The organism is Echinicola pacifica DSM 19836 (assembly GCF_000373245.1).
Taxonomy (GTDB): Bacteria; Bacteroidota; Bacteroidia; order Cytophagales; family Cyclobacteriaceae; genus Echinicola; species Echinicola pacifica.
Genome location: NZ_KB890750.1, coordinates 687,334 through 705,958, shown reverse-complemented (window position 1 = coordinate 705,958; position 18,625 = coordinate 687,334). Strand labels below are relative to the sequence as shown.

13 protein-coding genes are annotated in these 18,625 nt (G+C 45.2%); 12 read left to right on the top strand and 1 reads right to left on the bottom strand.

The window, feature by feature from the left end; translation table 11 throughout:
• The first annotated feature begins 44 nt into the window (after window positions 1-44).
• The 6 genes from B050_RS0113465 (at window position 45) to B050_RS0113435 (ending at window position 9,694) form a co-directional block, all read left to right on the top strand.
• The gene (locus B050_RS0113465; RefSeq protein ID WP_018474458.1) at window positions 45-992 is read left to right on the top strand and encodes a FecR family protein; all 948 of its coding nucleotides are present in this window, start codon (window positions 45-47) and stop codon (window positions 990-992) included.
• A gap of 248 nt (window positions 993-1,240) precedes the next feature.
• A complete protein-coding gene (locus B050_RS0113460; RefSeq protein WP_018474457.1) occupies window positions 1,241-4,693 on the top strand; it encodes a SusC/RagA family TonB-linked outer membrane protein in 3,453 nt (1,150 codons plus the stop codon).
• A gap of 33 nt (window positions 4,694-4,726) precedes the next feature.
• The gene (locus B050_RS0113455) at window positions 4,727-6,196 is read left to right on the top strand and encodes a SusD/RagB family nutrient-binding outer membrane lipoprotein (RefSeq protein ID WP_018474456.1); all 1,470 of its coding nucleotides are present in this window, start codon (window positions 4,727-4,729) and stop codon (window positions 6,194-6,196) included.
• 33 nt (window positions 6,197-6,229) lie between these two features.
• A complete protein-coding gene (locus B050_RS0113450) occupies window positions 6,230-6,670 on the top strand; it encodes a hypothetical protein (protein WP_026235879.1) in 441 nt (146 codons plus the stop codon).
• 714 nt (window positions 6,671-7,384) lie between these two features.
• Window positions 7,385-8,563, top strand: coding sequence for a pyridoxal phosphate-dependent aminotransferase (locus tag B050_RS0113440; RefSeq protein WP_018474453.1), 1,179 nt, complete (start codon window positions 7,385-7,387; stop codon window positions 8,561-8,563).
• A 15-nt stretch (window positions 8,564-8,578) separates the two neighbouring features.
• A complete protein-coding gene (locus tag B050_RS0113435) occupies window positions 8,579-9,694 on the top strand; it encodes an AEC family transporter (RefSeq protein ID WP_018474452.1) in 1,116 nt (371 codons plus the stop codon).
• A 709-nt stretch (window positions 9,695-10,403) separates the two neighbouring features.
• Here the strand turns inward: B050_RS0113435 and B050_RS0113430 are convergent.
• The gene (locus B050_RS0113430) at window positions 10,404-11,060 is read right to left on the bottom strand and encodes a hypothetical protein (RefSeq protein WP_229802403.1); all 657 of its coding nucleotides are present in this window, start codon (window positions 11,058-11,060) and stop codon (window positions 10,404-10,406) included.
• A 568-nt stretch (window positions 11,061-11,628) separates the two neighbouring features.
• Here B050_RS0113430 and B050_RS0113425 point away from each other — a divergent pair.
• The 6 genes from B050_RS0113425 to B050_RS0113395 all read left to right on the top strand — a co-directional run bounded on the left by B050_RS0113425 (window position 11,629) and on the right by B050_RS0113395 (window position 18,512).
• Entirely contained in the window at window positions 11,629-12,084 is a 456-nt protein-coding gene (locus B050_RS0113425) for an RpiB/LacA/LacB family sugar-phosphate isomerase (protein ID WP_026235878.1), read from the top strand.
• 36 nt (window positions 12,085-12,120) lie between these two features.
• Window positions 12,121-13,533 carry an NADP-dependent phosphogluconate dehydrogenase gene (gene gndA / locus B050_RS0113420; RefSeq protein ID WP_018474449.1) on the top strand — a complete coding sequence of 471 codons (1,413 nt, stop codon included), beginning with the start codon at window positions 12,121-12,123 and terminating at the stop codon, window positions 13,531-13,533.
• A gap of 24 nt (window positions 13,534-13,557) precedes the next feature.
• Entirely contained in the window at window positions 13,558-15,063 is a 1,506-nt protein-coding gene (gene zwf / locus B050_RS0113415; RefSeq protein ID WP_018474448.1) for a glucose-6-phosphate dehydrogenase, read from the top strand.
• 7 nt (window positions 15,064-15,070) lie between these two features.
• On the top strand, window positions 15,071-15,796 hold the full coding sequence (gene pgl / locus B050_RS0113410; protein WP_018474447.1) for a 6-phosphogluconolactonase: 726 nt from the start codon (window positions 15,071-15,073) through the stop codon (window positions 15,794-15,796).
• Between the two features lie 397 nt (window positions 15,797-16,193).
• Window positions 16,194-16,475 carry a GNAT family N-acetyltransferase gene (locus B050_RS0113405; RefSeq protein WP_026235877.1) on the top strand — a complete coding sequence of 94 codons (282 nt, stop codon included), beginning with the start codon at window positions 16,194-16,196 and terminating at the stop codon, window positions 16,473-16,475.
• A gap of 264 nt (window positions 16,476-16,739) precedes the next feature.
• Entirely contained in the window at window positions 16,740-18,512 is a 1,773-nt protein-coding gene (locus B050_RS0113395) for a choice-of-anchor I family protein (RefSeq protein WP_018474444.1), read from the top strand.
• Window positions 18,513-18,625 lie beyond the last annotated feature (113 nt).

The window sequence follows — 18,625 nt, the reverse complement described above, 5'->3', positions numbered from 1 at the left end:
GGTTAGACCCTGCTTAGTTGACTTAAATATAGAAAGCAAAAGAAATGAACCAAATAGAAATCCAACAGTTAATCGACAAGTTTTTGACCGGAAATATCAGTCCGGAGGAGCAGCGCAAGTTGGATGACTGGTATGATGGCTATGAGTATCTTCCTAGCCATACGGATGGGATGAGAGCGGAGGAGCAGTGGGAGATCCGCTCCAGGATATTAGGAGCGGTGAAAGCTCAGGCCTTTGGAGAGGAGTCTTCAAAGCTTAAAGATATCAAGGGCTCTAAGGTTTATCTTGGGAGAGCTGCAGCGGTAATGATCTGCATGATGATCCTGCTGACTTCCGTGTGGATGGTTTTGCGTCCTGAGGAGCTGAAGTTTCAGACCGGAATAGGGGAGCAGTTGACGCTCACCTTGCCTGATAGCACTAAGGTGATCCTGAATGGAAATTCTTCTTTAGAATATACCTTAGATGTTTTGGGTAATTTTGATCGGAATGTCAAATTAAATGGTGAAGGCTTCTTCGATGTGACCCACACGATGGATCATCAGCGATTTGTGATCAATAAAGGAACGGATGTAGAAGTGGAAGTGTATGGGACCACCTTTTCCTATCAGAAGCGAGGGGATAAGAAGCTCCTTGCACTAGAATCGGGGAGTGTGAAGCTTACACAGACTGATTTCAAATCCTATAGTAGTTTGTTTATCCGCCCCGGAGAGGTGGCTTCGTATTCTTCCGAAAGCAAGGAGATGAACATATACGAACCCATAAATCTCGAGAGCTACCTGTCGTGGAAAGACGGAAAACTGATCCTTGAGGACTTAAGTTTGGCGGAGGTCCTGGAAGAGATCAAGGGATCTTATGGCTTAGAGCTGGCGATAGACAGTAGCCGATGGTCAGGGCATAAGGTGTCGGGGACATTACCCCTTCCCAGGGACCCAAAAGTATTGATCTATAATTTAGAAAACCTATTCAACGTCTCCATTGAGATAGTGGAATAATAATAAGTCTCCTGGCCCAGGGGAATCAGTTTGCTAGCAAATAGGGCGCATTAAAAAGAAAAAATTTATTAACCATCCTGATAAATCAGGCTTTAGGGAGACCTACCACACTAGGGTCCCATGGAATTCTATTGCCTATACATTATAGGTGTGCAGGGAAAGGTATGGCTTGTTTAGCAACCAGTTGTCAGTTACAGTTAAAGCCCAAAATACGAAAGTATTTACCACTAACCACTAACCAAATACCTATGCTAAACACCTTTACAAAGCGCTTGCTTGTGCTAATGGTGGCCTGTATGGCCGTCGAAGAGTCCAGAGCACAGCTACTGGCAGAGTTTGCGCAGGTTCCTGATCGGTACACCGTTGCCCATCAGCCCTCGCTTTCGGACGTATTTAGGCGATTAGAATCCATGTATCATGTGTCTATCGCTTTCCCATCAGACTTAGCAGACAAGAGCTGGTCCCGGGATTTTGTACCTAATCAGGATAAGACCATCGAAGAAAATCTCCAAGCCATGCTCAAAGACACCGGTTTGGATTATCGAAAAGGAGTAGGCGATTTTTTTGTGGTCGTGAAAACCGGCCAAGCCCCAGTCAAAAAAGAATCCCTAAAGGCAACGGTGAAGCAGGAAGCTGTCGTTTTTGAGGAAATTACGGGAGTAGTGCTCGATGAGGAGGGTATGCCGATTCCTGGCGCCAGTATCCTGATCAAAGGCACGATGGTGGGCAGTGTGACGGATTTAGATGGGCGATTTTCATTGGACTTAGACGGGGATCCTTCTGGCAAAGTGCTAGTGGTCTCCTTCATTGGTTTTGAGTCAAAGGAAGTGACGGTGGGTTCGGAGACTGAGCTGTCGATCGTCATGTCATCCAGCACCATGGCACTAAATGAAATCGTCGTGACGGCTTTTGGTCTTGAGCGAGACAAGAAAGCCCTAGGCTATACCGTGCAGGCCGTGAAAGGTGATGAGCTTACAGAAGCTCAAAACCCAAACATCGTCAATAGCCTCTCCGGCAGAGTGGCTGGGGTGCAGATCAATAGTAACTCCATGCCCGGAAGTAGCTCACAGGTGATCATCCGTGGCTCCTCCTCCGTGGCAGGCAATAACCAGCCTTTGATCGTGGTGGATGGGCTCCCACTGGACCAGACGTCCTCAAGAAGATATGGCAATGGCCTTTCAGAAATTAACCCAGATAATATTAAAGAGATCAACGTACTAAAAGGTGCCACCGCTGCGGCTCTTTATGGCTCCAGAGCCGCCAATGGTGTCATCATGGTGACCACCAAAGACGGCAAAGGAACCAAGGGAATCGGCGTGGCCATCAATTCTAATATGACTTTCGATAATCCACTGGTAAAGCCTGACTTCCAAAATACCTATGGCGGTGGTGCAGGTTATAGAACTTACTATGTGGATGGCCGAAATGGCTTTGACGATAATGGCGTTCGCGGTACTGCCGGCGTGGATGAAAGCTGGGGCGCTCCCATGGATGGTAGATTGGTACCGCTCTGGTATTCCGCTCCTGAGCTGGTCGCCCTTACTCCACAGCCCGACAACTGGGAGCAGTTTTGGGAAACTGGCAAGACCGTCAGCAATAATATCGCCGTATCCGGAGGTAATGATAAAGGAAACTTTAGACTCTCCATCGGTAGGCTGGATCAGCAAAGTATCATGTGGAATAATGATTATTACCGTAATAACTTCAAGCTCAATACGGGGTATATGTTTACCGATAAGCTAAACGTAACCGTAAGTGCTGAATATGTGAATTCCGGCTCCGACAATAGAAGATTTACCAGCAGCCAGGATTTCATCTGGGCGCACCGTCACTCGGATTATGAGAAACTCCAAGACTGGAGAAACTACTACGGCGTTCAGCGGGAAACCTTCCGCGAGGGAGATGATTACCCTTATGCCAACTGGCAGCATGAGTATTTCAGCAACCCTTACTTCCTCCAGGAATACTATACCAATGCCAATACCAAAGATCGTATGCTCGGAAATATCGCAGTGAACTACCAGTTTACCGATGAGCTTAGCTTGATGGTAAGATCGGGAACTGACTTCTGGACAGATACCCGTATCAATGTCACTGGAGTGGAAAGAACCAAGAACTTCGTGACCACCAAAGGTAGCTATGAGGAAGAGGTGCTCCGTAGTCAAGAGACCAATAGTGACTTTATCTTCACCTATGATAAGGAGTTTTCACCTGCTTTTTCCTTGAAAGCCCAGGCCGGGGGGATCAACAGGATGAATTATTATAAAAGAAATTATGTCGATGTTTCTGAGTTGACCATTGATCGACTTTATAACCTTGGTAACTATGCCAGTCCGGTGAACCCGGAAAGTACCATCCGTCAGCAAGAGGTGAATAGCTTATTCGGCTCGGCGACCTTTGGGATTAACAATTATTTATTCGTGGATGTCACCGGAAGGAATGACTGGTCGAGCACTTTGCCAGTGGATAATAATTCCTTCTTTTATCCCTCTGTAGCCATGAGTGCGGTAATTACGGATATGTTTAATGTCCAAAGTAATTTCCTATCCTTTGCAAAAATCAGAGCCAGCTGGGCTCAGGTGGGCAGTGATGCAGATCCTTATATGCTCAATCAGGTGTACAATTCCGAAGGACTATGGGCAGGTACAACCCCTACTTATGCCAACTCAGATGAGATCGCCAATGTTAATTTGAAGCCAGAAATCACCACAGGCAAGGAAATAGGCTTGGACATGAGGTTCCTTGATGGCCGGTTAGGGATTGATTTCACTTATTATGTTCAGTCCACCACCAATCAGATCCTGGCCGTAGCTATCTCTAGCTCATCGGGATTTGCCAGCCAGGTGCTCAACGCCGGGGAGATTACCAATAAAGGGGTAGAGCTGATGGTGTATGGTACTCCTGTCAAAATGGAAGGCGGCCTTACCTGGGATATGTCCTTCAACTTCTCTCGTAACCGTAACCTGGTTGTAGAGCTCGCAGAAGGGCTGGACAACTATATCCTGGCGAGCCAAAATAGCCTTACCTCGGAGGCTAGAGTAGGGCAGCCTTACGGCACACTCTATGGCCGACGCTATCAGCGATCTCCGGAGGGAGAGATCATCTATAAGGATGGTCTGCCTCAGCTGGAGGATGGTACCTACGCCTTGGGAAATATCCAGCCGGACTGGATGGGTGGCTTTAGCAATAATCTCAGCTACCGCAACTGGTCTTTGGGCGCCTTGCTCGACATTAGAATGGGTGGAGATATCTTCGATGTAGGTACAGGATTGGCTCGAAAAACCGGTCAGTATGCGGAGACCGCCATTGGTAGAGAGGAAGGATTAATAGGAGAAGGAGTGATGAACGTAGGTACCTCCGAAAACCCGGTGTATGTTTCCAATGATGTGATTGTAGATGCCGGGACTTTCTGGAATGCCCAAAACCCGCGAACCTACCATGAGGCGGGGATCTTTGACGGGAGCTATGTGAAGCTGCGGGAATTGACCTTTGGATATACTTTTCCCCGGAATTTCCTCGGGAATAATTTTATCCAAAACCTAAAGCTATCAGCAGTAGGGCGGAACCTGGCCATACTATACAAAAACCACCCCCATATGGATCCACAAGTGGATATGAAAGGTGGCAATGCTCAGGGTTTTGCCTATGGCGAGCAGCCCAGCACCAGAAGTATTGGTTTCAATTTAAGCCTTACTTTTTGATCTAAAGGCCGTCTAACCATTAAATAAGTAAAGATGAGAAAATCAGCTATAAAATTATATATGATCTTAATGCTTCCCGTGACAGGACTCTTTATTCCTGCCTGTACCGGGGACTTTGAGGAGATGAATACAGATCCGAACAACCCTGTGGTTATTGGTCCTGCACTCTTATTGCCAAATGCCATTCAGGTTTCCGTCGATCGGTATTGGGGGCATAGCACCAGGTATGAGCGCTTGAATATCGATGCTGCCATGTGCTGGATGCAGCATTTGGCTCGGAATATCTATATCAATGTGGAGGGAGACAGTTATGAAATTCCACTTACCGTTTCCTCTGGTACCTGGGACGCACTGTACAATGATGCGCTGGTGAATTTCGAAAGTGTACAGCGATTGTCCCAAGTCGGTGGTGCCTTTGAAAACAGCAATTATGTGGGCGTGGCATTGGTGATGAAGGCTTTTACCTTTAGCTATATGGCCGATGTATTTGGGCCTATTCCTTATTCGGAAGCTCTACAGGGCACAGGGGAGTTTCCGATCAACTCTCCGAAATACGATTCTATGGAGGATATTTATGCGGGGCTTTTAGACGACTTGAAATTGGCCAATGAAAGTCTAGATATAAATGGCCCCGCTATTTCTGGCGATATCCTTTTTGATGGTGATATCATGAGATGGAAGAAGTTTGCAAACTCCCTACGACTGAAATTAGCCAATCATCAGGCCTCCCAAAAGCCTTCTGAATCGCAGTCAGTGATGAATGAGATTTTGGCAGACCCTGGGACCTTCCCCATCTTTACAGACAACAGGGACTTTGCCCAGCTCATGCATGTGGACGTTATCGGTAGCCGAAATAAGATGTTTGACGTGTTTAGCACACGTTCGGATTGGAATATCAGCGAGACGCTCATCAATGAGCTTCTTGAGTTGGATGATGAAAGGATCACCATTTATGCCCAGCCACTGGCGGATGGCTCTTATGCAGGACTGCCAAATGGGCTGACGGATGCGGCAGCAGGGAATTATTCCGCAAGTATCATAGGGACTAAATACCTCGACCCAGCCGCTCCAAGCATCCTGATGAGTTATGCCGAACTGATGTTTATCCAAGCCGAAGCAGCCTTTGATGGAGACATTGACGGTGATCCAGCGATGTTATTGGAGGAGGCTATTGCAGCTTCATTTGATCAGCATGGTTTGGTGATGCCTTCAGACTATATGACCCGCATAGGGGCTGTCACCAAAGAAACCATCATGACCCAGAAATGGCTAGCCTTATTTGGACAAGGTGTAGAGGCCTGGACGGAATACCGCAGAACTGGCTTCCCAGTATTTCCAGCGCCTAATCCAGATGCCGTTTTCTATAATGATGGTGTGCTTCCTACCCGATTGGAGTATCCTACTTCCGAATACAGTCTTAATAAAGCTGCCTTGGACGAAGGCTTAAGACTCCTGGGCGGGGACGACAATATGAGAGTTCCACTCTGGTGGGTGGAAGATTGAGGGTTATTAGTTTCAACTTAGAATCAAAAGATTATGAAAAATAGTATAAAACATTCATTCCTTGCTTTGGCAGTCCTCATTCCTTTCATGTTTTCTTGTGAAGATGCCATAGAATTGGCTACGCCAAATGTCGCTTCTCCCGTGCTGGTGGTGGTGGCTGGCAGCACTTTTCCCATGGATAGTCCCGTGGAGGTTAGTGCAAAGTTCTTGGAACTGGACAAGACGGGTATTCTGGACCATACCGTCGGTATAGACTCCATCCCGGTGTCTGACTTACAAATCATGGTCTATATCAACCAAACAGATGAAGTAAGTTCCATTATGACGGACGGGGAAGGCATTGCTGACCTGACCGTATCCTGGGCTGACCTTGGGCTGAGCAGCCCAGGCAGTGGCGATCAGGTAAAACTTGAGTTTACAGGAACCTACCAAAATATAGCCTTCCGGAAGTACCATACTGTCCGCGTGCAATAAGGCCGCTTAAGAACTTAATTAGTAATGGGTAATTCTATAGGTGGAAACCTGGACGGCACAGCTGTTCAGGTTTTTTTTATTGCTATGAAATAATAAGAGATAGTGAGAATAATAATTTAAGACCTCCACAGGAGTGAGTCTCTATTTCTATAAATCCTCCTACCCGCTTTCAACCTGATCTATATTTTGAATTCCTATCGAAGCAGTGCCTTTTCCTTCGGGAAAATTGATTTTTCCTTCGTGTATAAATTCAACTTTCACAAATGCTAAATAACCAGAACTTTTCATTGGCTTAGAGCTATTATATAGGTTTCCTTCAATTTGCACATTTAATAAGAAGCATCTGTCCAAAGCAGGCTTTTCAGTGCTTTGTAAATAGATCGGCCTATATGGGGTGGGTGGGTATGTTGATTTGTCTAAGGTTGGTTTAATAAAATCATAATTTTTATAGTTTTTATGTAAAACAAATGATATGTGGTTTAAAAATTATAGGTGATTTTTATGATTTATGAAAATTGTTAAAATATAGGTTAAAAATCACTAATACCTATGGAGGGAATATTCGACTTAGTTGACATATTAATAGAAGCCGCAGTATAGGTCAGTAAGAAATGAAATCTTCAGGAGCCTGCGACTTTCCCACCCAGGATACCCATAGTTTCAACGTGAATTTTACTACAATTTCAGATAATAACTTCTTAAACCATTTCAACCATGACAACAAAAATCAACCGTAGATCCTGGCTTAAGTCCAGTTTATTAGCAGCCGGAGGAATCGGCCTTGCTCCATCGCTAGCTTCAGCCACCTCCTTCCATTCTCCAAGTGCAGGGAATTTTGCGAGCGGCAGCAGTCTTTTATGGGAGCACAGCCCCATCTTCAAGGAGGCCCCGGCACTCAGAGCGAGATTATTAGCCAACGAAAACCCATATGGACCATCGCCAAAGGTGGTTTCCACCATCACTGAAGCGGTATCTTTGGGTAACCGATACGCGCACGGTGATGCAGCCTACCTGATCGACTTATTGGCAGAGAAGGAAGGAGTGACCAAGGATCATATTATGCTGGGTCCTGGTTCTACTGATATGCTTGAAAAAACCGCCATTGTGAGATTTATGAATGGGGGCAATATCGTATCGGCAGATCCTTCTTATATGTCGCTCATCAATACTTCCCAGCGCTTAGGAGCGACTTGGAAGCCGATTCCTTTGACCGCGGACTTTAGCCACGACCTGAAAGGCATGGAAAAGGCCATCGATAGCGAGACCAAATTGGTATATATCTGCAACCCCAATAACCCCACGGGTTCGGTGACCAATGCCAGTGATCTAAAGGCATTTTGTAAAAAAGTATCCGCCAAAACACCAGTGTTTGTGGATGAAGCCTACCTCGAATTTATGGATGATGCCGAGGACAATACCATGGTTGGTCTGATCGCTGAGGGCCATGATGTGATGGTGGCGCGTACTTTCAGCAAAATCCACGGAATGGCTGGATTGAGAATCGGGTATATGGTCGCCAAGCCAGAGCGAATAGAGAGTATTACTGATCTGGTTCGTGGAACCATGGGGCTTTCTGTGACCTCCCTGAAAGGCGCTATCGCTAGCGTGAAAGAGGAGAAATTCCTTGCCGAATGTAAGGGCATGAACAAGGAGTGTAGAGACTTCACCTTCGCCAAAATCAGCGCCATGGGCTATGATGTGATTCCTTCTTCCACCAGCTTTATGATCTTCCCTATTGAGATGGAAGGGGATGCCTTCCTCAAGGGGATGTTTGCAGAAGGCGTAGGTGTCAGAGCTTATAATTTCTTAGACAAACCATGGTGCCGTGTAAGTATGGGAACTATGGACGAAATGAAAATTTTCATGGAAGCCTTCGAGAAGGTCACCACCTAATAAACCAGCTGTTATATGAGTATAGCTATCCAAAAAACACTTTCTTTATTATTATTAATAGGAATTGGTTTTTTGCTGAGGAGCAAGCTGAACAAGGAAGAGCATAAAAAGGGACTGAAAATTCTCATTCTTAATATAGCTCTTCCTGCTATCATCTTTGTGGCCTTACTTAAGATCAATATCCAGCCGGATTTGCTCTTCTTACCTTTGATGGCCCTGGCATTTAACCTTATTATGCTTGGGCTCAGTAAGTATGTATTGCCGGTATATGGCATAGATCAGGACAGTCCCACGATGCGGACCCTGCTGATGTTATTGCCTTCCCTGGCGCCGGGATTGTCCTGTTTTCCCTTCCTGGTGGAGTACCTCGGTGATGAGGCTTTGGCTTGGGGAGCGCTCGGAGATATTGGCAATAAGGTATTCGTACTTATCCTGACTTACCTGATGGCGATGCAGTGGTATTATAAAGCCAATACCTCCGTCAGCCAGACTGGCAATCAGAAAGTTAAGGGATTATTACTATCCATGCTGAATGAACCGATCAATATGGTCATGATTGTCGCGATCATCCTCCTTGGTTTTGGGGTGAATATGGAAACTTTGCCACTCTTCATGAGTAGCGCTATCTTAGCCATGAAAGACCTGATGACTCCATTGATTCTGATATTCATCGGAGTGGCCGCGGTGCTGAAGTGGGATCAGTTAAAAATGATCTTTTCACTGCTGGCTTTTCGCTCAGGGATTACCTTTATCATCAGTGGTTTGATGGTGGCCTTCCTTCCCATGCCTACCGAAGCGGCCATTTTACTTGCGGTAGTCTTTCCGCAAAGTGCCTGTAGCTTTTGGCCTTACGCACATATGTCTGCGGTGTCGGCTTTGGAAAAGGATAAGATGGAGCATGAGCAGACCTTTGATATGGGCCTAGGGCTAAATATCCTTGCGGTTTCGCTCCCCTTTAGCACCTTGGTGATCCTGGGGGTTTTCTCCTCAGGAACCTATTTCATGAATCCATATCCGATCTTCATGGCAGGGATTATCCTGATGTCGCTAGCTGCCATTCCAGTGCTGATCCATGTGTTCAAAAAATCAACCGTATCCTATAAGCTTTCTGAAGAAGAGTCAGAAGCTTAAATAAAAGAGCTCCATTTTATGATTAGTTGAATGTTGTTAATTTGTGGGAGAAAGGGCCTTGCTTTAGAGTAAGGTCCTTTTCTTTTGGCCTCGCCCCAAAAGTAATTCTACCAATAAGACCTGACCGGCCGCAGCTGCTTTTGATCTTTTTTTTTTATGGGGCAATGATAATTACCGACTTGAATTAACAGACTATCCAAAACGATAAAATTCTATACATAAGAACGATCTTTTTGTCCCTAAATCATAAAAAAATCATCGGTCAATATAGCTCATTCTGGTCTGTTGTTTCGTCTCGTATGTGGCGTGAGTATTAGCTTTATTAGCCGAGCATATCGCAGACCTGACCGGCCGCAGCTGCTTTTGATCTTTTTTTTTTATGGGGCAATGATAATTACCGTCTTGAATAAACAGACAATCTAAGACGATAAAATTCTATACATAAGAACGATCTTTTTGTCCCTAAATCATAAAAAAATCATCGGTCAATATTGCTCATTCTGGTNTGTTGTTTCGTCTCGTAAGTGGCGTGAGTATTAGCTTTATTAGCCGAGCATATCGCAGACCTGACCGGCCGCAGCTGCTTTTGATCTTCTTTTTTTATGGGGCAATGATATTTACTGACTTGAATAAACAGACAATCTAAGACGATAAAATTCTATCTTAAAGTTGATCACTTTGACCTGAAATCAATAAAAATAATCGGTGTTTAAAGCTCATTCTGGTCTGTTAATTTGTCTCGTAAGTGGCGGATAAATTCTTCCTTTGCAATAAGCTCATCAAGGGAGCTGTGATAGGTTCTGACTTTTCGAAGATTGGGAAAACGCAGCCTTTTACTGGCTAGTGACTGAGTCAAAATTAAGGTGGGATAATTGAGGATCAACACTAGCAGTTGGACTTGATTAGTGGGCAGGGTTTTGAACCCAAGCTTTCTGGCTGTGTTTTCTTGAAGGATATAGCTGGTGCCTTCCATGGAGCGTGGAGGGGAGTTGGTATTTTTATGATGATCAATGAAATTGATCAAACCGCTCAGGTAACTGGCGAGAATAAAACGCGTTCGTTCGGGGCCATTTAGGTCAAAGTTTATTACATAGACATAGTCAAAGAGGGTCCCACCATGAAAGTGTATAGAGCCATTGGGAAGGTTTTCAGTGATAAACATTGGGGAATAGTAGGTCAGTCGACCCTTTCTGGTGGCTATCGGAGTATCCACGAAGGGCGCTGCCATCATAATGAAGAAACCCGCAATAAATGCCAATCCATACCAGCCCGTACTAAAGGAAAGCCAGATACAGGCCACAAAAACCACCAGCACCCCAGCTAAAGCCAGACCGATCAATCGGTTCTGCGTTTTTATGGTTTTCATATAAAATGGATGGTTCATCACTTAGCATTGGTAACCTAGGCTTGTAAATTTAAAATAATCCAGTGGAAGATCATAGATTTATAGGCCTTGATCTTGGACCAATCAACGGAATGCTTCTTTCGGTTTTAGAGATATCGAAAGCAAAATAATCAGTCTTCAGAACTTAGTAGTAGAAAAAATAAACTGCAGCGCATGGTCTTTACTCTTCTTGGAATTCTGGAAGAGGAAAGGATTTGTAAGGGCAGTAGGAGGCGCCAAATAGTGTGCAAACCAGAAGCACTACGGCATAGTCATAAGGGATAAGGATGGCCTCTCATTTCAATAAACTATTGATAGCGATAGGGTTAAAGGATAAGTAAGGTCGGTTGGGTCATGTGGGAAATAAAGTTTCGTGATATGCCTGTATAGGCGAATGGAGAGCGGCTAATTGTAAATAAAGGAATTGACAGTAGAAATGACTTAGATTCATCAAAAAAAGACTATTTTTGAACATTCATTGCATAACTTTGAGCCAAAGGCTGGATTTATTGTAAACTATGAAAATACACCGACAAAAAATAGCAGAGATATGAAAGTAGGAATTGCTGCAGATCATGGAGGATTTGACCAAAAACAGGAGATTTTTGATTATTTGACAGAGAAGGGATATGAGGTGACTGATTTTGGAGCCCATGAATTTGACGAGTGTGATGATTATCCGGATAGGGTAAAGCCCCTTGCGCTAGCCTTGGTCAGTGGAGAGGTGGACAAAGGCATCGCTATTTGTGGCAGTGGAGTAGGGGTGACTGTGGCGGCGAATAAGGTACCAGGGGTACGTGCAGCCCTTATCACAGAAGCCTATTCGGCTCATCAAGGTGTGGAGCACGACAATATGAACCTTATGTGTCTCGGCGGGCGTGTGATTGGCGGTGTATTGATCAAGGAGCTGGTGGAGATTTTTCTGACTGCCGAGTATGTGGAGAAAGAGCGTTTTCAGCGTCGCCTGCGAAAGGTGGAAGCCTTGGAACGAGAATTCAGGAAATAAAATCACCTATATTATAATTACACAATTACATTAAGAATGAAACAATTTGACTTTGGGATAGTAGGGTTAGGAGTGATGGGCAAAAATCTTTTGCTAAATATGGCTGACCACGGCTTTGCTGTTGCTGGTTTGGACTTGGATCCTGCAAAGGCTGAGGCCTTAACAGAAGCCGCTGCCGCCGGGCAGCAGATCAAAGGATACACAGATGCAGAGGCCTTCATGGCCTCTCTAAAAGCACCCAAAGCGATCATGTTATTGGTGCCTGCGGGAAGGCCTGTTGATGCGGCTATTGGATCCATGCTTCCTTTTTTGGAAAAAGGAGATATTTTGGTGGATGGAGGAAACTCTTATTTCCCAGATACCGACCGTCGCAATGCCGAGCTAGCCGAAAAAGGGATTCACTTCTTTGGAATGGGTATCTCTGGTGGTGAAAATGGCGCTCGAAGAGGCCCAAGTATGATGCCTGGTGGAGATGCACAAGCCTATGAGCGCTTGCGCCCTATTTTTGAGGCGATAGCTGCCAAGGTGGATGGAGATCCATGTGTGACCTATCTCGGCAGAGGATCCGCAGGAAATTATGTGAAGATGGTCCATAATGGCATCGAGTATGGAATCATGCAATTGATAGCCGAGACCTATGACCTTATGAAAAAGGGCTTAGGCTATGAAGATCATAAGATCCAATCATTGTTTGAGCAGTGGAATAGCACGGAGCTTCATTCTTTTTTGGTGGAAATCACCGCTACCTTACTGAAGAAAAAGGATAAGGAAACAGGAAAGCAGCTAGTGACCTTAGTGGCGGACCAAGCCAGGTCCAAAGGCACCGGCAAGTGGACTTCCCAAAATGCCATGGACTTACAGGTACCTGTGCCGGTAATAGATGTGGCGGTATTGATGCGTGATATTTCTAAGTTTAAGGAGGAGCGAATAGCCGCCTCAAAACTGCTTACCTGGTCTGAGGACTCCAAGCCGGAGATCACAGAGGAGGAGCTGAAGGATGCCTTATACTTTGGGATGATCAGCACCTATGCTCAGGGGCTGGCTCAGCTGAAGGTGGCATCGAAGGAGTATGATTACGGCTTAAACCTGGAGGAGGTCGCAAAGATCTGGCGTGGTGGCTGTATCATTCGTGCAGCCTGCCTGGAAGACTTCCGTAAGGCGTATAAACGCGATCCTAATTTACCCAATATTTTGTTAGATGAAGAAATTGGGCGAGATTTGGTAGGCAGACAGGCATCTATCCGCAAAGTGGCCAAAATAGCCATAGATAAGGGAGTACCACTTCCAGCTTATATGGCTGCGTTGGGGTATTTTGATAGTTATCGCAGCGCGAGCTTGTCCACTAATATTATTCAGGCCCAGAGAGATTTCTTTGGTGCCCACCAATTTGAAAGAATAGACAAAGAAGGGCTATTTCATGCACAATGGGATCAAACGGATCTCGCATAGCCCAAATAACCCATACACGCAACTATGAAAACAACGAAAAAGGCAACACCGACCATTATCGTGATTTTCGGAGGCACAGGAGACCTGGCCAAAAGAAAATTAGTTCCGGCGTTTTATAACCTATACCTGGATGGATGGATGCCAAATAAGTTTGCCATCATCGGCCTGGGTCGGACCGAGCTGGATGATGAAGCTTATCGTGAGCGCTTACATGAAGGACTAACGGAATTTTCACGAAGTGGAAAGCCAAAAGCAGAAAAATGGGAGGCTTTTAGCCCCTCAATCAGCTATTTTGAGTCCAATATAAATGACGAAGCTTCCTATAAGGAGCTTGCAGAAAAACTAGATACGATCGATCAGGAGCTTGGAGAGAGAGCCAATAGGCTATTTTACCTTTCTGTGGCCCCGAGATTTATAGAAACAGTGACGCTCAACCTTAGTGAATCGGGCCTTGCTGCCAATGAAACTAAGGATCGGATCATTATCGAAAAACCCTTTGGCACTAATAAAGAAACTGCCATTGAGCTGAATGATATGCTGCGCAGAACCTTCAAAGAGGAGCAGATCTATAGAATCGACCATTACCTGGGTAAGGAAACCGTGCAGAATATCCTTGCTTTCCGATTTGCCAATGCCCTTTTTGAGCCTTTGTGGAATAGGAATTATATAGACTATGTGCAGATTACCGTGGCCGAGCAGGTGGGGGTAGAGGATAGAGGCGGCTACTATGAAGGTAGTGGTGCATTGAAAGATATGATCCAAAATCACCTCTTGCAAATACTGACCATGGTCGCCATGGAAGCGCCAGTGTCCTTTGATGCGGAGGAAATCAGGAATAGAAAAGCTGACGTTCTGCGTGCCGTAAGGCGTATCAAAACCGAGGATGTACATAAATTTGCCGTTAGAGGCCAGTATGGCCCTGGCTGGGTGGAAGGAAAGAAAGTGCCCGGATACCGTGAGGAGAAAGGCGTGGACAAAAACTCTGGTACAGAGACCTATGCCGCTATTAAGTTTTATTTGGACAACTGGAGATGGCAGGGAGTGCCATTTTACCTGCGTACAGGTAAGCGCATGCCAGTGAAAACCAGCTCTGTCACCATCCAGTTTAGACCCGTTCCGCATAGTACTTTTGCTAAGGAGCAGGGAGATAGCGTGATGCCAAACCGACTGACGATCAACTTGCAGCCTCAGATGGATATACGTCTGAGGTTTACAGTGAAGCGCCACGGCTTAGAGATGAATCTGAACCAAGCAGATATGATTTATGATTATGATGCTTGCAGTACGCAGACTCCTGAGGCTTATGAGACCTTACTTTTGGATGCTATGCGGGGTGATCCCACCTTGTTTATGAGATCTGATCAGGTGGAGGAAGCTTGGGATGTGATTACTTCCATCCTAGAGGTATGGGAAAATCGACCTTCTCTGGACTTCCCTAATTATGCCGCAGGAGCTTGGGGACCAGAAAATGCCGAAGCATTAATCGCAAAAGATGGCCATGTATGGGCATTAAACCATCAAAAAGACTAAGTAGATTATGATAAATATACAGAAAGACCCCGCTCTTCTAGGAGAGGTGGCCGCAGATCAGTTCGTGAAAGCCGCAAAAGCAGCCATCAGTAAGAACGGCAAATTTGTCGTGGCCCTGACCGGTGGCAGCTCACCTGTCATGCTGTATCAATTGCTAGGAAACGAACCCTATCGCAGCCAGGTGGATTGGGATAAGGTAGTGGTATTCTGGGGTGATGAGCGCTGGGTTCCCCTGGACAATGACCAAAGTAATGCTGGTATGGCCCATGCCAACCTGCTGGATCATGTGCCCATTCCTGAAAATAAAATCTACCCTATGTGGGCAGCAGGGATAACTCCTGAAGCCAGAGCGGCGGAGTATGAAGGCTTTCTTAAAAAAGAATTGGGTGCACAAGGGCAGTTTGACCTGATCCTGCTCGGAATGGGCGATGATGGACATTGTGCCTCTTTATTTCCAGGTACCGAGGTACTAAAAGAAAAGGATAAGTGGGTGGAAGGGTATTTCCTCAAGTCAAAGGATATTCACCGAATTACCCTTACGGCTCCATTGATCAATAAGGCCAGAGAAATCATCTTCTTTGTGTTTGGAGAAAATAAATCTTCTGCTCTATACGAGGTACTGGAAGGGGAAAGAAATCCTAATCAGTATCCTTCTCAGATGATCAAGCCTGAAAATGGCTCACTCACCTGGTTGGTCGATGAGGCTGCAGCCTCGAAGCTGAGTCAGTCTTAAGGAATACCATTTTAATAATAAGATTTAAAGGGAGGCATATGCTTCCCTTTTTTATTCCTCTATTTTGACTAGTGATTTCCTCTCCATGACTACTTATTTTTTATACAGGTGAATGCCTGTTTTTGTGCCATTAGGCAGTAATTATCTCCCTGTATTCTTCCTTGACCATAGCTATCCTCCCATCTTCTGAGCCTTACACCAAGCTTATAGGAGTGGTGATTATAAAGATTCTAAGAAATTTAAGTCTGATTTTGAGGTGTTTACAGGTTTATTTTTTGTATTTTCCTCCCGTTATTATTCTGCTGGAGCATAGAGGATGATGACATTTCATAGAATTTGCTTTTTGAGTGGATCAGTTTAAATAGATTTATTTCTTCTAACTTATAATAGTTTTTATATGAAAGTTCATGTCCAAAAACAGAATAATGGCGGTAGGTTTATAGCGATGGAAGATGAAGAGGAGGCTGGAATAATGATTTATTCGATGGCTGATGATTTCTTGATGTTGATCGACCATACCGAGGTCAATCCAGATTATCGAGGGCAGGGCATCGGCAAGGTGCTGCTGATGAATCTGGTGGATTATGCCCGTGACCATAATTACAATGTCATTCCTCAATGTCCCTTTGCCAAGTCTCTATTTCAGGAGGAGGAAAAAATAAAGGACGTATTACGTTAGGAGAGAAGCCATTTTTTTGGCGCGGAGCGCAAATAAATAGATCCAATCCAAATGATGCAGTCCCTGAGTCATGATCAGGGAAGATGAATGGCGCGCCTTCCTGTCCTGGAGAAAAGATGCTGAGAAGCTGGTGAAGGCTATGCCCCATAGAGGTGGTTAATTCATTGTTACCTGATTTCCAATTCATAACTTATTAGTAACCTGATGTGTTTTTAGAATGGTTTTTCTAGGGCGATTTTTGGTGCCTTAACCAATTTTATAATCATGAAACACACTTTTACTTTATTTTTAGTAGTTATAGTGATCGCCTTCAGTTGTAAGGAAGAAGAAATCTGCCCGCCTACCGCCTGGTATGAGGATGCGGATAATGACGGATTGGGAAATCCCCAGTCTATGGTCAACTCCTGCGAGCAGCCCAATGGCTATGTGGATAATGCCAATGATGAGGATGACAGCGACTATTGTGAAGCGAGTCTATGGTATCAGGATCTGGATGGCGATGGACTAGGTAACGCTGACATGTCGATGGAAGCCTGTGAGCAGCCCGAGGGATATGTGGATAATGCCACGGATGAGATCGATAATACAGCGGTAAATTTCGAATTCCTATCCACCATTGATATAGGTGGACTGAGTGCGGCTGAGATCAGCGCATATGATGAGGTGTCCAAACACTTATTTATCACCAATGCAGAAAAAGAAGGCATCACGGTGGTGGAATTGGCTGATCCTTCTGCTCCTGCAGAAATTGGTTTTATCGATGCGGGCAAGGTAAATAGTGTAGCCGCGTATCAGGGCAAGATAGCGGTAGCGGTACAAAATGATAATAAGCAGCTCAATGGAGAGGTGAAAGTATATGATACTCCCAGCCTACAGGAGATTGCGGTATATGAAGTAGGAGCCTTGCCTGATATGGTGGCCTTCACCCCTGATGGTAAATATATCGTCGTGGCGAATGAGGGTGAGCCCAATGATGATTATACCATAGATCCAGAGGGTTCTATAAGTGTGATAGATCTGGAGAATGGCACGGTGGCCCATGCGTATTTTAGCGCCTTTAATAGCCGAATAAATGCTTTGAGAGCCTCAGGGTTCAGGGTTTTTGGCCCGGGTGCCTCACTAGCGATGGACGTGGAGCCGGAATATGTCACAGTTTCTCCTGATTCGAAAACAGCCTGGGTGACCCTTCAGGAAAATAATGGGATTGCTAGAATTGACCTGGCCTCAGCCACCGTGACGGAAGTCTATCCGCTAGGGGTGAAGGATCATATGGCCACCAGCAATAAGCTAGATGCAAGTAATAAAGACGATATAATGGAATTGAAGAACTGGCCAGTGCTAGGATTTTATCATCCTGATGCATTGAGTCATTTCACGGCCAATGGTGTGGGCTATCTGATCACTGCCAATGAAGGGGATTCGAGAGATTACGACGGCTATTCGGAGGAAGAGAGAGTAAAGGACCTGGTACTGGATCCTATAGCCTTTCCTGATGCGGCGACTTTGCAGGAGGATGATCAATTGGGGAGACTAAAAGTGACCAGCGCTCAAGGAGATATTGATGGTGATGGGGATTACGATATATTATATAGTTACGGTGCCCGATCTTTCTCTATCTGGACGGAGACTGGGAGTTTAGTTTTTGACAGCGGGGATGATATATCACGCAAGACTCTGGAGCATGCTCCTCAGTATTTTAATTTGGACACAGATGATGATGCCAGTAGCCTCACGGAAGGGGAGGCAGATGGAAGAAGTGATGACAAAGGAGCAGAGCCAGAGTCTACTGCCATTCTGGATCTATTTGGAGAGCGACAAATCGCCTTCATCGGTCTGGAGAGAGTATCTGCGGTGATGGTCTATGATGTGTCCACACCAGGTGCCCCACATTTCCTGCAATGGATCCAAAGGGATACCGATATTGCTCCTGAGGGCTTGATTACCGTGAACAGAAACAAAAGCCCTAACGGCAAGGACCTATTGATCGTGTCTAATGAAGTTTCAGGAACGGTGAGCATCTATCAGAATACGCAGTAAATAAGTAGTTAAAACCATTTTTTAGGACCACCTCATGATATGAGGTGGTTTTTTATTTTACAGAATATAAGGAATGTTTAGCTTTCATTTGGAAATATTACCGTATAACAGAA

Bases quoted from the DNA above. Each gene is read 5' to 3' on its own strand.
- B050_RS0113435 (WP_018474452.1), top strand. From the start codon at position 8,579: ATGAGTATAGCTATCCAAAAAACACTTTCTTTATTATTATTAATAGGA.
- B050_RS0113430 (WP_229802403.1), bottom strand. From the start codon at position 11,060: ATGAAAACCATAAAAACGCAGAACCGATTGATCGGTCTGGCTTTAGCT.
- B050_RS0113455 (WP_018474456.1), top strand. From the start codon at position 4,727: ATGAGAAAATCAGCTATAAAATTATATATGATCTTAATGCTTCCCGTG.
- gndA (WP_018474449.1), top strand. From the start codon at position 12,121: ATGAAACAATTTGACTTTGGGATAGTAGGGTTAGGAGTGATGGGCAAA.
- B050_RS0113465 (WP_018474458.1), top strand. From the start codon at position 45: ATGAACCAAATAGAAATCCAACAGTTAATCGACAAGTTTTTGACCGGA.
- B050_RS0113395 (WP_018474444.1), top strand. From the start codon at position 16,740: ATGAAACACACTTTTACTTTATTTTTAGTAGTTATAGTGATCGCCTTC.
- B050_RS0113450 (WP_026235879.1), top strand. From the start codon at position 6,230: ATGAAAAATAGTATAAAACATTCATTCCTTGCTTTGGCAGTCCTCATT.
- zwf (WP_018474448.1), top strand. From the start codon at position 13,558: ATGAAAACAACGAAAAAGGCAACACCGACCATTATCGTGATTTTCGGA.
- B050_RS0113425 (WP_026235878.1), top strand. From the start codon at position 11,629: ATGAAAGTAGGAATTGCTGCAGATCATGGAGGATTTGACCAAAAACAG.
- B050_RS0113405 (WP_026235877.1), top strand. From the start codon at position 16,194: ATGAAAGTTCATGTCCAAAAACAGAATAATGGCGGTAGGTTTATAGCG.
- B050_RS0113440 (WP_018474453.1), top strand. From the start codon at position 7,385: ATGACAACAAAAATCAACCGTAGATCCTGGCTTAAGTCCAGTTTATTA.
- pgl (WP_018474447.1), top strand. From the start codon at position 15,071: ATGATAAATATACAGAAAGACCCCGCTCTTCTAGGAGAGGTGGCCGCA.
- B050_RS0113460 (WP_018474457.1), top strand. From the start codon at position 1,241: ATGCTAAACACCTTTACAAAGCGCTTGCTTGTGCTAATGGTGGCCTGT.